At 64.2% G+C, this 15,377-nt stretch carries 13 protein-coding genes and 1 pseudogene; 12 read left to right on the top strand and 2 right to left on the bottom strand.

What is annotated here, in order from left to right:
• The first annotated feature begins 8 nt into the window (after nucleotides 1-8).
• Entirely contained in the window at nucleotides 9-671 is a 663-nt protein-coding gene (locus LT40_RS18690) for an amino acid ABC transporter permease (protein ID WP_043192611.1), read from the top strand.
• Entirely contained in the window at nucleotides 664-1,437 is a 774-nt protein-coding gene (locus LT40_RS18685) for an amino acid ABC transporter ATP-binding protein (protein ID WP_148308585.1), read from the top strand. The genes LT40_RS18690 and LT40_RS18685 overlap by 8 nt, the downstream gene beginning before the upstream one ends.
• A 12-nt stretch (nucleotides 1,438-1,449) precedes the next feature.
• Here the strand turns inward: LT40_RS18685 and LT40_RS18680 are convergent, their stop codons facing one another.
• Nucleotides 1,450-1,977: a glyoxalase superfamily protein gene (locus tag LT40_RS18680; RefSeq protein ID WP_043192609.1), complete on the bottom strand. Its 528-nt coding sequence runs from the start codon at nucleotides 1,975-1,977 to the stop codon at nucleotides 1,450-1,452.
• A 492-nt stretch (nucleotides 1,978-2,469) separates the two neighbouring features.
• Between LT40_RS18680 and LT40_RS20995 the strand changes: the two genes are divergently transcribed.
• From LT40_RS20995 to cysC, 7 genes and pseudogenes are all read left to right on the top strand, one after another.
• Nucleotides 2,470-2,847: a class I SAM-dependent DNA methyltransferase gene (locus LT40_RS20995; RefSeq protein WP_148308584.1), complete on the top strand. Its 378-nt coding sequence runs from the start codon at nucleotides 2,470-2,472 to the stop codon at nucleotides 2,845-2,847.
• Nucleotides 2,848-2,964: 117 nt separating this feature from the next.
• Nucleotides 2,965-3,147 (top strand): hypothetical protein, encoded by a 183-nt coding sequence (locus LT40_RS20990; protein WP_148308583.1) that lies wholly within the window; start codon nucleotides 2,965-2,967, stop codon nucleotides 3,145-3,147.
• A complete protein-coding gene (locus LT40_RS21455; RefSeq protein ID WP_043192607.1) occupies nucleotides 3,144-4,085 on the top strand; it encodes a 2-oxoglutarate and iron-dependent oxygenase domain-containing protein in 942 nt (313 codons plus the stop codon). The genes LT40_RS20990 and LT40_RS21455 overlap by 4 nt, the downstream gene beginning before the upstream one ends.
• Nucleotides 4,086-4,103: 18 nt before the next feature.
• The gene (locus LT40_RS18665) at nucleotides 4,104-5,423 is read left to right on the top strand and encodes an NAD(P)-dependent oxidoreductase (protein WP_052393472.1); all 1,320 of its coding nucleotides are present in this window, start codon (nucleotides 4,104-4,106) and stop codon (nucleotides 5,421-5,423) included.
• Nucleotides 5,420-6,523, top strand: a pseudogene (locus LT40_RS18660) (mandelate racemase/muconate lactonizing enzyme family protein). Before LT40_RS18665 ends, LT40_RS18660 begins: the two are co-directional and overlap by 4 nt.
• Nucleotides 6,516-7,670 (top strand): aromatic ring-hydroxylating oxygenase subunit alpha, encoded by a 1,155-nt coding sequence (locus LT40_RS18655; protein WP_084139844.1) that lies wholly within the window; start codon nucleotides 6,516-6,518, stop codon nucleotides 7,668-7,670. Before LT40_RS18660 ends, LT40_RS18655 begins: the two are co-directional and overlap by 8 nt.
• Entirely contained in the window at nucleotides 7,663-8,247 is a 585-nt protein-coding gene (cysC, locus tag LT40_RS18650; RefSeq protein ID WP_052393471.1) for an adenylyl-sulfate kinase, read from the top strand. Before LT40_RS18655 ends, cysC begins: the two co-directional genes overlap by 8 nt.
• Nucleotides 8,248-8,250: 3 nt before the next feature.
• Here the strand turns inward: cysC and LT40_RS18645 are convergent, their stop codons facing one another.
• Nucleotides 8,251-9,195 (bottom strand): LysR substrate-binding domain-containing protein, encoded by a 945-nt coding sequence (locus LT40_RS18645; RefSeq protein WP_043192603.1) that lies wholly within the window; start codon nucleotides 9,193-9,195, stop codon nucleotides 8,251-8,253.
• Between the two features lie 62 nt (nucleotides 9,196-9,257).
• Here LT40_RS18645 and LT40_RS18640 point away from each other — a divergent pair, with 62 nt between their 5' ends.
• The 3 genes from LT40_RS18640 to LT40_RS18630 are packed head-to-tail and all read left to right on the top strand — an operon-like array spanning nucleotide 9,258 to nucleotide 15,336.
• Nucleotides 9,258-10,202, top strand: a complete 945-nt coding sequence (locus LT40_RS18640) for a DMT family transporter (protein WP_237749267.1) — start codon at nucleotides 9,258-9,260, stop codon at nucleotides 10,200-10,202.
• 14 nt (nucleotides 10,203-10,216) lie between these two features.
• Nucleotides 10,217-14,302: an SDR family oxidoreductase gene (locus LT40_RS18635; RefSeq protein WP_043192600.1), complete on the top strand. Its 4,086-nt coding sequence runs from the start codon at nucleotides 10,217-10,219 to the stop codon at nucleotides 14,300-14,302.
• Nucleotides 14,299-15,336 carry an NAD(P)-dependent alcohol dehydrogenase gene (locus LT40_RS18630; RefSeq protein WP_043192598.1) on the top strand — a complete coding sequence of 346 codons (1,038 nt, stop codon included), beginning with the start codon at nucleotides 14,299-14,301 and terminating at the stop codon, nucleotides 15,334-15,336. The genes LT40_RS18635 and LT40_RS18630 overlap by 4 nt, the downstream gene beginning before the upstream one ends.
• Nucleotides 15,337-15,377: the final 41 nt, after the last annotated feature.

Raw genomic sequence — 15,377 nt, 5'->3', positions numbered from 1 at the left:
TTATCGACATGACTGAATGGACCATTCTGTGGGAGGCGCGAGCATTGTTCCTCGATGGCCTGCTGGCCACCCTGGGGCTGTTCGCACTGTCGATCATCTGCGCCTTCGTACTGGGCTGCGCCTGGGTGTTCCTGCTCGAGGAGCGCAACCGGTTGTCCATAGTCGTGCGCGGTTGGATCAACCTGATGCGCACCCTGCCGTTCCTGATTCTCGCCTATCTGCTGTATTACGGCCTGCCGGAACTGGGTCTGCGCATGAGCGCCTGGACCGCCGGCCTGCTGGCCCTGGTGATCTACCATGCAGCGTACTTCGCCGAGATCCTGCGCGGCAGCCGCCTGGTATTGCCCGAAGGCTACATCGAGGCCGCCAAGGCGCACGGTTTCACCCCGCTGCGTCTGTATCTGCGCATCACTCTCCCGCAATTGCTGATCAAGACCCGCCCCTTGCTCGGCAACCAGTTGATCATTGCGCTGAAGGACACCGCCTTTCTGACCATCATCACCGTGCAGGAACTCACTGCCGCCGCCAACTCGGTGCAGTCCACCTATTTCATCCCGACCCAGGCGTTCGTGGTGGTGATCGTGATGTATTGGCTGATCAGCATCGGCCTGGAGCTGGCGCTCAAGCGCGCCGGCCGTTTCGGCGCCAGAAGAGGATTCGACCATGTCTGAACCCAGCATCGCCATCCCGGCAGTCAATATTCGCAAGCTGTCCAAGAGTTTCGACGGCGTCGAGGTGTTGCGCGACATCGATCTGGTGGTGAACAAAGGAGAAGTGGTCAGCGTGCTCGGCTCTTCGGGCTCGGGCAAGTCGACCATGTTGCGCTGCATCAACTGGCTGGAGGAGCCGGATCGGGGCAGCATCCACATCGCCGGGCAGCGCATCGGCATCAATGAACAGACGCGGCGCAAGATGACCAGCAAAGAGCTGGCCACCCTGCGCGCCCGTACCGGCATGGTGTTTCAGGGCTTCAACCTGTGGCCGCACCTGAACGTGATCCAGAACGTCATGGAGTCACCGATCTACGTCAAGCGCATGCCCAAGGACCAGGCGCGTGCCATCGCCGTGGAACTGCTGGAAAAGGTCGGCCTGGCCGACAAGCACGAGGCCTACCCTTTCACCCTTTCCGGCGGCCAGAAGCAACGGGTAGCCATTGCCCGAGCCCTGGCCATGAGCCCGGAGGTGATCCTGTTCGACGAGCCCACTTCGGCGCTCGACCCCGAGCGGGTCGGCGAGGTGTTGCAGGTGATGAAGAACCTGTCCAGCGAGGGCTACACCATGATCGTGGTCACCCACGAAATGGAGTTCGCCCGCGCCGTGTCCGATCAAGTGGTGTTTCTGGACAAGGGCCGGATCATCGAAAAGGCGCCACCGGCGAAATTCTTCAGCAACCCGGATACCGAACGGGTCCGCAGGTTTCTCGAAATCACGGCCTAGACCAGGCCAACATCACCCTTCGCAGAAGCGAATCCGGTTGCCGAACGGGTCATACACTTCCAATACCCGTCCCCACCCCTGATCGACGATCTGCGGGCGCCCATAGCCATAACGCTTGGCCAGCAGTTCGTCGCGCAACGCTTCCACACCCTGCATCGGCACGAACACGGTCGAGCCTGGCGAGCTATCGCCATGATGTTCGGATAGATGCAGGTGCAGACTCCCTCGTGCCACGCCCAGGTACAAGGGCAAATCAGCTTCGAAACGGTGCTCGAACTCGACCTTGAAGCCTAGAAAGTCCAGGTAGAACTCGCGCGCCTTGGCTTCATCGAAGATCCGCAGGATGGGTATGGCCTTGTCGAAGCCGATTGGCGACGGGGTGCTCGGCAGCAAGCTGGCCGATGCGGTGTTCCAGTCCTTGTGACCCAACTGCCGGGCGACCATTTCCAGGGCACTGGAATGCGATACGTCGTGACCTTGCGCCTGCAGTTCGACGCGCAACGTCTTGGCCATCTGCTTGGCTTGCTCGCTTGAAAACATGACAACTCCCGAGTCGATGCATGCTGGTGCTCGCGTTGCCAGACCTCGACGATCAAGAGAGGTATGAGGGCGGTATTCAGGGTGCTTTCACCTTTCCTTGCGGAGCGAGCGGCGGGCAGCACGGGCCGTCGCAGAGGTTAGCGCAAAATCTGGCGATGGTCATCAAGGTTCATTGCGGCAAATGCCCCCTGCGCAAGCCACGATTAAATTGTCGGCGTGCCCGCCAAAAAAATCATGGATTGACCGTGCGTACGTGAGGATCGCGACGCGCTGTACAGGAATTTTCAGACCTTGCGCTGCATGCCTGCGGGGTGCAGCGGCAAGGGGTCGAGTCATGGGCGATGACGACAGCGCGCGACCACGAAGCATCGACCAGAGGCCGTAAATTTCTTTTCAAATCCAGGCCATTTCCCTCGATTGACCCTGTCTGGCGGCGCTGCTAACTCTTACGACAGCAACATCGCCCAACAGTTTTTCTTCGAGACTCGAATCATGAATGCAGCCAACTCCGTCACATCCTCGGCCTTGGCGCCGCAGACCTCGAGCACCCGCTCGATCGCTGATGCGCTGGCGCACCACAGCACGCACAACCTCAAGCGCTATTACGATCACTGGGCTCGCCACTACGACGCCGATGTCGAAGCCGAGGCCTATTGCGGACCGGCCATGGTCGTCGATCTGCTGGATGCCGTGGCCCAGCAGGCCAATGTCGGCCACGACAGCCACGTACTCGATGCCTGCTGCGGTACCGGCCTGGTCGGGCGTACCCTGCATGAACGCGGCTATCGGCAGATCAGTGGCTGTGACCTGTCGGCGCCCATGATCGACCAGGCCCATGCCAGCCAGGCCTACCAGCATCTGTACAGCTAGATTGACCTGACTCAGCCCCTGCCGCGTGAGCTGCTCCAGCGCTTCGATGCGGTGGTGTGCTGCGGCGCGTTCATTCCCGGGCATTTGCCCGCCTCTGCACTGCGCGGTCTGCTGGCCATGACCCGGCCCGGTGGCGTGGTGGTGCTGAGCATTCGCGAGGCCTACTACGACACGGCGGGGTTCGAGCCATTGCTGCAAGCCCTGTGGCGCGAGCAGGGGCTGAGCGTGCTGCAGACCCGGATGTCGGCGCGCTACCTGCAGAACGCACGGGCACACTACCTGGCCCTGCACGTCGCATGAACGGTATTCAAGGCACACCGGTGCTTCCGGTCATTTCCCTCGCGCAACTGGCGGCGTGTGAGCCGTCGGCACTGGCGCAGTTGCACGAAGCCTGCGTACACGATGGCTTTTTCTATCTGGTGGACCATGACCTTTCAACCGCACTGATCGAGCAGTATCTGGCCGCTGCCCAGGCTTTTTTCGCCCTGCCCGAGTCGGTCAAGCAGCGCTTCGGCCACGACCGCCAGCGTGGCTATCCACACACCGCCCGCGGTTACGTCGGGGCGTACGGCGAGACCCTGCACCCCGATGCGGGCCCGGACAACAAGCAGCATCTGGACTGGGGCATCGACCGACCCGGCGGTGCGCCCTTCGCCGGCCCCAGCGTACTGCCCGACGAGCACCTGGCGCCCGGCCTCAACGCTTGTGCCTACGCCTTGCAGGACGAGGTCATGGAACACCTGTTCCCGGACTTGCGCCGCGCTATCGCCACCGCCCTGGCGCTGCCGCCGCAGGCGTTCGACCCGCACTTCGCTCAGCCGACCCTGATCCAGCGCGCGTCCTATTACCCCGCCGGCGCAGGAACGGCTGGCAAGCACACCGACAATGGTTTCCTTACCGTGCTGATCCAGCAAGCCCTTCCGCAGCCGTCGCTACGCGTGCATACCCGCGGCCAGTGGCGCGACGTGCCATGCCTGGAAGGCGCCGTGCTAGTGAACCTGGGTGACCTGCTGCAACGCTGGACGTGCGGGCGTCTGGTCAGCACCGCGCATGAGGTGGTGCATTACCAGCCCAGCGCCCGGGTGTCCCTGGCGTTCTTCATCTACCCGGACATCGACGCGATCATCACCCCCATCGGCGGCGGGCCGAGCTTCTCCACGGCCGAGGTGATGCTGGAGAACTTCGACTCGATCTGGGTCCGCAAACAGGGCGCTGGAAGGGCCCGCCAACTGGTCTAAACCTACAAGGAATCGTTCATGACCCTTTCTATCGGCTTTATCGGCGCGGGCAACATGGGCCGCCCGTTCATTCGTGCACTGCTGGAAAATGGCTTCGACGTCACCGTGCACGATCATGACCCCGGCTGCGAGCGCTGGGTTCGGCTTCAGGGTGCGCAATGGGCATCGACCCCCGCCGCCGCAGCCAAGGGCTGCACCGTGCTGGTCACCTGCCTGCCGCTACCCTGCCATGTGCGCGACACGATGCTGGGCGACCACGGCGCGCTGGCCGCCCTGGCCAGCGGCGCGGTGTGGATCGACACCTCGACCACCGACTACCACAACACCCTGGACATCGCCCGACGGGCCAGCCAGCGCGGCGTCATGAGCCTGGAGGCCCCCGTCAGCAACCTCTCGCACATGGGCGTGGACTTCAACAACGTCTGCTTCTATGTCGGCGGAATGAAAGAGGCCTACGACATTGCGCGCCCGGTGCTGGACGCGATGGGCCAGTACACGTTCCACGTCGGCGCCATCGGCCACGGCCAGTCGGTCAAGCTGCTGACCAACCTGCTGTTCTATTGTGCGACGCTGGCGTGGGGCGAGCAGCTGCTGGTGGCACAGCATCAGGGCCTTGACCTGCGCTGGCTGTGGAACGTGGCGAAGGTCTCGCGGGCCAACTGTTTCGTCGTCGACCAGGTCACGCCGATGCTGCTCGACGGCAGCTACGACCACTCCTGCACGCTGGAAATCACCGTCAAGGACATGGCCCTGACCGTGGCGCTGGCCGACGAACTGGGCGTTGCCCTGCCGCTGGGTCGACGCATTGCAGAGCGCTATCAGCAGGCCGGCGAGGTTTACCCGGCGCGGGCCAACCACCTCAAGGTGGTGGCATTGATGGAAACGGAAAACCAGCGACGCCTGCTGATCGACGGATTCACCGCGCCCTCCCCTTATGGCGCCGACCGCACCTATCGCCACCCCGGCACCTTTGTCGTCGACGCCCGTGGACGGCGCAAGCCCAGCCTGCCGGAACGCTTTCGCTACCCGCTCAGCCACCCCGCATGCGGCCGCTACGCCCAGTGCCTGCTGGAAGTCATGGCGCTGGTCAACCAGCGCATTCGCCAGGAAGCGTTGCAGCTGGGACGCGCCATGGGCCTGGAGCCGTCGCTGCTCGACCAGGTCATCAGTCGCAGTTGCGGCGCCAGCTGGGTCGACGACCACCACGCCAGCTACGCCCCTCACCTGGCACCGCTGCGTGATTTTTCCGGACTGATGCACTCGCTGCACCTGCCCATCCTGCAAGGCATGGACCTCGATACCGCAGCCATCCTCGACCCCGTGAGGCACGCATCATGAAGATCAGCCGCCTGCGCATCTACCAAGTGGACCTGCCGTTGGACAAGCCCTACGCACTGTGCGGCGGGCGCCTGCACTACACCGCACTGGACAGCACCATCGTGGTGATCGAGACCGACCAGGGGTTGTTCGGGATCGGCGAAAGCTGCCCGTGGGGCGCTTCCTATCTGCCCGCGTTCGCCTTGGGCGTGCGCGCCGGACTGGCCGAACTGGCGCCGCACCTGCTGGGCTGCAACCCGCTCAACCTGAATGCGATCAACCAGGTGATGGACCAGGCCCTGCCCGGCCACCCCTACGTCAAGACCGCCGTGGACATGGCCTGCTGGGACATTCTCGGGCGCCACTGCAACCTGCCCGTCCACGCGCTGCTGGGCGGGCGCCTGAACACCGAGCTGATCTTGCAGAGCAGCATCCCCACCGCAACGCCGCGGCAGATGGTCGCCGACATGCACCTGGCGCATGCCGAAGGCTACCGCACCCATTCGTGCAAGGTCGGCTCGGGGGTGCCTGCCGACTTGTCGCGGATTCAAAGCCTGCTGGCCGAACGCGTCCGCGGCGACCACCTGACCTTCGACGCCAACCGCGCCTGGCTACCGGCCCAGGCAGTGGCCGTGATGAACGCCGTCAGGGACTACGAAGTTCATTTCGAGCAACCCTGCGAAACCCTGGAACAGTGCCAGCATGTGCGCAACCTGACCCGGCAGCCACTGATCCTGGATGAATGCATTCACGGGGCCAGCGACCTGTATCGCGCCTGTGCGCTGAATACCGCCCAAGCCATCGGGCTGAAGATCGCCCGGGTCGGCGGGCTGACCAAGGCCCGGCACCTGCGCGACTACTGCATCCAATAAGGCATTCAGATGAACATCGAAGACGTGGGCGGCAGCCAGATCGCCGACACGGCGGCCATGCACCTGGCCATGGCCACCCCCCACCACTACCTGCGCGCCAGCTGGAATGCATGCCGCCACCACAGCATCGTCACGGCCCAGGGAGGCGTGCAGGTAAGCCGCGGTACCGCGCGCCTGGATGACACGCCGGGACTTGGCCTGACTTTGTGCCCGGACACCCTGGGCGACGCGGTGGCCATGTATGAGTGAGCCCTGTGCGGACCCTGTTTTGCTGGCTCCGGACGCCGGCGATTTTCACCCCGATGCCGAGCGCTCGTACACGCTGCCGGGGGCGTTCTACTTCGACCCCGAGTACTACGCGCAAGAGCTGCGGCATATTTTCCAGCGTACCTGGCAGTACGTTTGTCACACTTCCACACTGGCCATCGAGGGGGCCTACCGGGTCTGCGATATCGGCGAGCAGAGCGTGCTGGTGCTGCACGGCCAGGACGGCCAGCTCAGGGCCTTCCACAACGTCTGCCAGCACCGGGCGCACCGTTTGCTCGAAGGCTGTGGGCAACTGCGCGGGGCAATCACCTGTCCCTACCACGCATGGCGTTACGATCACGCGGGCGGCTTGCTGAGCGCTCGACACAGCTGCGACGTGGCAGGCTTCGATTCTGGACGTGCCCACCTTGCCACCGTACGCCTGGAGGTCATGTGCGGGCTGGTGTTCGTCAATCTGGACCCGGGCGCCTTGCCGTTGGCCAGTCAGCTCGACGGGCTTGAAGCGCAACTGCGCAGTTTCTCGCCCACGCCCGAAGCGCTCTACCACAGCTACAGCCATACCTACGGGATACAGGCGAACTGGAAAGTCTCGGTGGAAAACTACTCCGAGTGCTATCACTGCCCTGGCTGTCACCCCAGCCTGTCGCAGCAGACGCTGGATTTGAGCAGTTACCGCATCGACCTGCATCCAGGCTTTCACGCCCACCTGAGTGCCGATCAGGGTGAACGACAAGGCTACGCAACCAACCCTGACGCGCCGCGCACCGGCGAGTTCGGCGCCTGGTACGTCTGGCCGAACCTGTGCATCGAAGTCTATCCGGGGGGCTACATGAACCTGTTGCATCACGTACCGCTGGGCCCGCAACGCTGCGAGCAGCGTGTGCAGTGGTTCACCCAGGGCCCGCATCCGGACACCGAGGAGCAGGCGGTCATCGATTTCGTTGCGGTGGTTCGCGAAGAGGACTTGCCCTTGTGCGAGAGTGTCCAGAAGGGTCTGCACAGCCACGGTTACAGCGGGGGGCGGTTGATGGTGGATGCGTCGCGCAGCGGTTTCAGCGAACATGCCGTACACGACATCCAGAAAAGGGTGCTGGCGGCACTGGCCGGCAACGGAGCACGCGATGCCTAGATCCCCCTACGGTACTTTCCGACTGCCGCACCGGCAGTTGGTCAGCACGCGCCCCACGGTGCTGTGGCTGACCGGCATCCCGGCCGCCGGCAAGACCACCATCGCCCGGGCCACGCAGGCGGAGCTCGAGGCATTGGGTTACTCGTGCGTGGTGCTCGATGGCGACGAGCTGCGCCGCGGACTCTGCAAAGACCTTGGCATGAGCGATACCGACCGCCTGGAACACGTACGCCGCACCGCTGAAGTCGCGCGTCTGTTCTGCAATCAGGGCAGCATCGTCCTGGCCGCGCTGATCTCGCCGTACCTTGCACACCGTGCGCTGGCGCAGCAGATCATCGGCAGCGACGCTTTCGTCGAAGTCTTTGTCGACACCCCTGTAGCAGCGGCCGAGGCGCGCGATCCCAAGGGGCTGTATCGGCAGGCGCGCAGCGGCGCATTGAGCGGTTTCACCGGTGTCGATGCTGCCTACGAGTCGCCCCCGGCGCCCCAGGTCAGGCTGACCACCGCCACCATGAGCGGCGCGCGCTGTGTGCAAGCGTTGCTGGGCTGCCTGTCGCTGCGCAATGCGCTGACGTGAACGTCAGGCCGATACTCTTTCCAGTTCCAGCACAGGCTTGGTGTCCAGCAAAAGCTGCTGCAGCCACTGCACCAATAGCCGGGCAGCCGGCGAGAGCGGATTGGCATGCCACTTGTAGACGCCCAGCGCGTCGGCCATGGACAGGCGTTTGTCCAGCACACGCACCAGCCTGCCGTCGGCCAGCATCTGCCGCGTGGTCATGCCCCACCCCAAGGCAATGCCGTGCCCTTCCACGGCCGCTTGCATCATGACCGGGAAACTGTTGAAGCACATGCCCTGACGACCAACGCGAAACCCCGCACCGACGCTTTGCAGCCATTGGTCCCAGACCACGAAGTCCTGCGATGGCGACTCGTAATGCAGCAGACGGCATTTGGGCAGGCCATCCAGAGTCAGCCATTTGGAGATGGTTTTGAAGTAGTTTGGGCTGCACACGGGGAACACGTCGTCGGGCGCACTGAACAGCAGCACATGGTCGGCGCTGGCGCGGCCCAGGGTCTGCACGGCCACATCGAAACGTGCCTGGTCATCGCCGATGGCGACCAGCGTGGAATGCAGCTTGAGCTCGATGTGCGGATGCTGCTGGTGAAAGCCCGACAAGGCCGGCATGAACAGGTAGAACGCCTCGACAAGCTGCGACGACAGCACAACCTGCGAAGGCGCCGCCCGGTGCTCGCGCAGCTTCTCCGCCTGCCGGGCGATGTCGAACAATGCCTGGGTGACCGTCAGGCGAAAGCTTTCGCCCGACTCGGTCAGGAAAACCCCTCGGCTCTTGCGATCGAACAATTGCACGCCCAGGTTTTCCTCGAGCGAGCGAATCTGACGGCTGATGGCCGTCTGGGTAAGGTGCAGCTCTTGCGCCGCCCGAGAAAAACTCTGCAGCCGTGCAGCGGCTTCGAACGGAATCAGACTGGAGAGCGGCGGTAATTTACGGCGGAGGTTTTCCATAACCTGAAGTTGCCCTGGCCGACGAAATGGTCGTTTCAAACCATGTCACCTTTTAGCGCATCATGCAAAGCCTGACCGCACGGGTGAATGGCATGGAACAGCGAGTGCACCTCCCGGATAGACGCTCAGGCGCTGCGCTGATCACAGGTTCCGTATTCCTGGTATCGGCCTCCGATGCACTGGTCAAGCTGGGCAGTAGTCAGTTCACGGTATGGCAGCTGTACCTGGTTCGTTCGGCGATCGCCATCGTCCTGCTCCTGCTGTGGCTGGGCCTGGCGCAGCAAGGTAGCCCCTGGCGGAGCCTGGTCTGCGACCGCTGGACTCTGCTGCGCAGTGCCTCCCTGACGCTGATGTGGATCGCCTTCTACGCTGCGCTGCCGCACATGAGCCTGAGTCTGGCTGCACTGGCGCTCTACACCGCGCCGCTGTTCATTGCCTTGCTGTCGGCGCTGGTGCTGCGCGAACCCGTGAGTCCACGCCGCTGGTTGGCCATCGCCCTGGGTTTCGTCGGCGTTCTGGTCATCCTGCGTCCGACGGCTGGGGATTTTTCCGGCATGACGCTGCTACCGATGCTGGCCGCTTTGCTCTACGCGGTGGCCGCTATCGTGACCCGGGCTCGTTGCAGCAGCCACTGCGCGCTGTCCTTGGCACTCAATCTCAATGTGTGCCTGTGCCTGGTCGGTGCGCTGGCACTGTTGAGTCATGGACTGCCGAGCCCTGCGCAGCCGTCATTGCCGTATAACTTCCTGGCCTCGCAGTGGGTAGCGATGGGGCCGGCGCAATGGCTACTGATGGGGCTGCTGGCGGTACTGATGGTGCTGATGAGCATCGGCGTTGCCAAGGCCTATCAGATAGGCCCAAGCGCGGTGGTGGGCACTTTCGATTACAGCTATTTGCCCTTTGCGATGTTTTGGAGTTTTGCCCTTTTCAGTGAGGTCCCCGATGCCCGCATGGTCTTGGGCATGGGCCTGATTGCTGCATCCGGGTTCTGGGTGCTGCGTAGTTAACCAAGGAGCTGGACATGTTGATGCGACCGCTGCGAGTGATCATCTGGGCTGTCTCCAGAAGCCGCTCCACCGCGCTGGAACGTTGTGTGATGGAACACCCCGCCGTGCACGTATTGCACGAACGGCTTAGCGAACCGTTCTTGCTGCAACACTGGCCCGAGAAATATCGCAACGTACTCGACACCCGACGCAGGACCGGCAATCGCGAGCCTGTGCCGACCTACGGCCAGGCGCTGGAGGCACTGGCCCATGGCGCACTGCCTGCCGACAAGTCCGTGCTGCTGAGCAAGGAAATCGCCTGGTTCTGCGATTTTGCCCAAATCAGCGATGGCTGGTTGCAGCAGTTCAAGCACGTGTTCCTGGTTCGCGAGCCAGAGGCAGTCATGCAGTCGCTGTACCGAGTCGGCACCCAGGGCGAAGGCACTTGGTTCGACCCCGACGAGTCGGGCTTCGACGAACTGCTGGCGCTGTACTGGCGCGTGCATCGGGTCTGCCCGGCCCAAAGTCTGCTGGCCTTGGAAAGCGATCATGACTTGATGCAGGACAGCACCGGCGGCTTGAGCACCCTGTGCGATTTTCTGGGCGTACCGTTCAGTGCGAGCATGCTGCAATGGCAAGCGCAAGAGGTAGCCGCCTGGCAGTTTTTCAAAGGCTGGCACGAGGAGGCGCAGCGCTCGACCGGCTTCGCAGCGGTGCACCACCCCGACCGGACCTACCCCGTCGTGATCGAAGAATGCGCCACTCGGGCCCAGCCTATCTATCGATTCTTCGCCTTGCAGGCCGCTCGATATCGACCGGGTGGTGCGGTCGGTATGCTGCGTAGCCTGTACCACGCGCCCGCGGCGACCTTGGACATCGTGCTGTTGCACCGCGGTGACGAGGATCTGAGCCATCTGCTGTGGCGGGTTGCCCAATTCCCCTACGCGAACTGCCACGCCCTCGATACGTCGAGCTTCACTTCCACAGACGCCCAGAGCCTGTCTGAACTGCGAGGGCTGGGTGGCCAGCCACTGCTGCTGGCCAGTTGTGAAACCAGCGCGGCGGCGCAACAGCCGGCCATCGATACGCTGGTAGCGCAAAGCTGCGTGATCGGTTTGTTGAGCGAAACCGGCTTCCACCTGCTAGATGCACAAGGCCGCACAGGTCCCTCGCCCCTGCCCGCCGCGCAGGCCTGTGCCCTGCAATTGCAGCGCCTGCGCGAGCGCAGTCGCGATGACTGGGTCACCTTCAATCATTTCAACCAGGCCACGGCGGCCACTCCCGACTGGCTGGACACGTTCAGCACGGCCGTGGCCGCCGATCCGGATCACATCGCGGTCAGCGACGGGCACCACAGCCTTACCCTGCGCCAACTGCACGATCAGGCGCAGCAACTGGCGAGGGTCTTGCAGGCCCGCTTGGCGCCCGATGCCTGGACGGTGCTGTTCAAACGCAAGAACGTTCACACGGTGGTGGCCATGACGGCCTCCGCCCTGGCTGGCCGCCCTTATCTTGAAGTACCGAGCTGGTACAGCGCTCATCATTGTCAGCAACTCCTGGCGCGCCTGGGCGATTGCCTGGTGCTGTGCGATCAGGACACCGCTCGACAACTGCCAACCGCCCAACCGCGCTTGCTGGAAACCCAGTTCACCCGGCCAGCCGCCGTCGACAGCCCGGCGTGGACGCCCACGCGCCCAGGGGTCGCCTATGGCCTGCTGACCTCGGGCACCAGCGGTCCGGCCAAGGTAGCGCTGATGGCGCCGTCGGCCATGCTCGACTCCCTGGGGCTGTGGCAGACCTACCTGCAACCCGGACAGCGAGTAGGCTTCAATGCCTGGCTCACCGGCTACCTGTACTACCCGCTACTGAGTGGATGCACCACCGTTGTCATCGCCGACGACGTGGTGCTGGACCCGCTTCGGCTGATGGATTTCATCGCCGACAACAGACTGCAGCAGATCATGATCACGCCGTCACTGTTGCAAGGGTTGGTGCGCGAAGACATCCGCTTCGTGGCCCGCTGCGCAGGCCTGCAGGTACTCTGGAGCAGCGGCGAAAACCTGTCGGCGGCCCTGCGCGCCAAGGTCCGGGCGCTGCTACCCGACTGCCGTCTGGTCGACCTGTACGGCTCCAACGAAGCAGGCGACGTTGCGCTCAAGCATGACGACGGCACCCTGCAACTGATCAAGGGCGTAGAGGCGCAGGTGCTCGACCTGGAAGGCCAGCCAGTGCCTTGCCGCGCTGCGGGCCACTTGCACCTGCGTACGCCGGGGCTGTTCAGTGGCTACCTTGGCCAGCCGAACGACCGTGCGCCCGCCCATAGCGGCCTGTTCGATACCGGCGATCGCGTTGTCTGGCTGGGCAACGGCCGGCTGCGACTGCTTGGCCGCGACAGCGCCCACCTCAAGATACGCGGCTACAAGGTGCATCCGGAAAACGTCGAGCAGGTCTTGAACAGCCACCCGCTGGTCGCCCAGACCCACCTGGGCAGCCGTCACGAAGGCGCCGCCCGCCAGTTGCTGGCCTACGTGGTCCCCGCCAACCCTGCGCACCCGCCCTCGGCCACCGAGCTGCGAACCTGGGCCGCCTTGCACCTGCCGTTCTTCGCCGTGCCCAGCGCCTACTATGCCGTGGCTCGGCTGGAGGCCGGCCATAACCAGAAACGCGAGCCGTTGAGCACCGCACACCTGGGCCAAGCCGTGCCACTGCCTGAAAAGCCGGCACAGCTAAGCGGCACCCAGGCTCGGGTTGCGACGGTATGGCAAGGGGTGCTGGGCGATGACATTCCCGCCCTGCACGAAGACGATGATTTCTTCGACCGCGGCGGCAGCCTGCAATTGAGCGAATTGCTGCTCGAACTCAACCACACTTTCGACGTGCAACTCTCCCTCGCTGCACTGCTCGACGACACGCACCTGCAAGGCATGGCGCTGGCCATCGAGCGCGCCCAAGCCGGGTTGCCTGTGGCATCGACCTTGCGCGAAGTGGCGGTGGAGGCAGCGCGGTATGCGTTTGTCCGCGGGCCGCAACGCGGTGAAGAAATTCTCCACGGCTACCGCACCCAACCGCGCAAGCGCATCCTGCTGACGGGCGCCACGGGCTTCTTCGGCGCGTTCCTCATGGCCGCCCTCGCCCGCCATCCCGAGGTCGAGCAGGTCGTCTGCCTGGTTCGCGCCAAGGACCTGCCCGACGCACGACGACGCTGCCTGGCCAACCTGCAACGTCACGGCCTGGTCCCGCCCGGTGTCTCCCTGGAGTGGCTGGGCAAGTTGCAGATGGAATGCGGCGACCTGGCGGCCGCGCACCTGGGCCTTTCGCCAGCCGCCTACCGAGGCCTCGTGGACAGCGTCGACTGCGTGATTCACGCCGGGGCCGAGGTCAATTGGATCAAGCCCTATGCCAATCTAGTGCCGTGCAATGTCGAAGGCACCGCGCAGATCGTCCAGTTGGCCCTCGACGGTGCGATGCCACTGCTGCTGGTGTCCGCCCTGGCCGGAGGCGGCAGCGCCAGGACCGGGTACGAGGAGAGCAAGCAGGTGGCCGAAGCCATGACGCTGAATGCCGCGCGCGAGCATGGCCTGCCCGTCATCATCGCCCGTTGTGGCGACCTGGCCGCGCCGCTCGACGTCGAGCACAGCAGCGTCAACGACAACGACTACGTCTGCCTGCTGCTGGGCGCCTGCATACTACTGGGATGCTGGCCGGCCGACCTCGACGGCGGTGTCAACCTGACGCCCGTCGACGTTGCAGCGCAGATCATGGTGCAACTGGCGCTCCAGGCACCCGCCGACAGGCTGGGCCGAACCTCGAACCTGTGTCATCCACACGGTGCCTTGCCTTGGCAGATCCTTTGCGGCTGGGTGGCCGACAATCTCGCCCCGGGCAGCTTCGCACCAGTGCCACTGGCACGCTGGCGGCTGCGCCTGGACAACGACACCCGGCAGCACCCGATCATCGCCAAGACCCGCCTGATCCTGCCGATGATGCTCGACGACCTGGCCGCCACCGCGCCCGCCAACGATCTGGAATTTCCCCGCACCTCGCCGATTCGCCTCAACCCGCAGTGGGCCGCACGGCTGACCCGGCAATTGCTTCGTACCCTTGAGCAGGCCTGTCGATGAGCGGGCGCCTGGTCACCGCCTGGGCGGCCGCGCAATCCCAGCGCGAACTGATGACGCTGAGCTACCAAAGCCCGCCCTTGAAACCCATGGACGTGGAAATCCAGGTCACCCATTGCGGCCTGTGCAGCAGTGATCTGCACCTGATCGACGGCCACTGGGGCGATGCCAGCGTCTACCCGCAGGTGTGCGGGCATGAAGTGATCGGCCGTATCAGCGCCGTGGGTGAAAACGTCGCCGGCCTGCGCCTCGGCCAGCGTGTGGGCGTTGGCTGGTACCGCAGCGCCTGCCTGGCCTGCGAATTCTGCCTACGCGGCGAAGAGCAGCACTGCCCCTGCCTGATCGCCACCTGCACCCACGGTGAGCGCGGCGGATTGGCCGACTATATGTACTGCGACAGCCGCTTCGTGTTTCCCATACCGGATGAATTGAGCAGTGAACACGCCGCGCCCCTGCTCTGCGCTGGCGTTACCGTCTACACGGCACTCAAGCGCGCCACCTGGCCCGGCATGGCGGTGGGCATCGTCGGTATCGGTGGCCTGGGGCACCTGGCCGTCCAGTTCGCAGCCAAGCGCGGTTGTCGCGTCACCGCCCTGTCGAGCAGTGCACACAAGCAGCGCGACGCCCTGACCCTGGGCGCCAATCGTTTCGTCGACCTGAGCCAGAGCGTCGAGTGCCATCAGGTGAACAATGCCCTGGACTACATTCTGGTGACCAGCGCGGTCGCCTGTGACTGGTCGGCCATCGTCGCCATGCTCAGGCCCCACGGCGTCCTGTGTTTTGCCGGCATGCCCCCGCCGGTGACATTCGACATTGCGGCCATGATGTACAAGACCTTGAGCATCACCACCGCCAATGTCGGTGGTCGCCAGGACATCCTCGATACCCTGGCCTTCGCGGCGGCGCGCCAGGTGCGACCCTGGGTGCAATCCTGGCCGCTGGAAGACGTCAACCATGCCATCCGTCAACTGCGAAAAGGCCGCGTGAGCTATCGCGCGGTGATGCACGTCCCCGACGAGCAGGTCCAGAGGCTGTAGGCGCTAAGCGCCGTGGCGGCGCTCCCATTTGCCCCACGGCC

Origin of the sequence: Pseudomonas rhizosphaerae (assembly GCF_000761155.1) — a bacterium.
GTDB lineage: Bacteria > Pseudomonadota > Gammaproteobacteria > Pseudomonadales > Pseudomonadaceae > Aquipseudomonas > Aquipseudomonas rhizosphaerae.
This window is presented reverse-complemented; position numbering and strand designations above follow the sequence as displayed.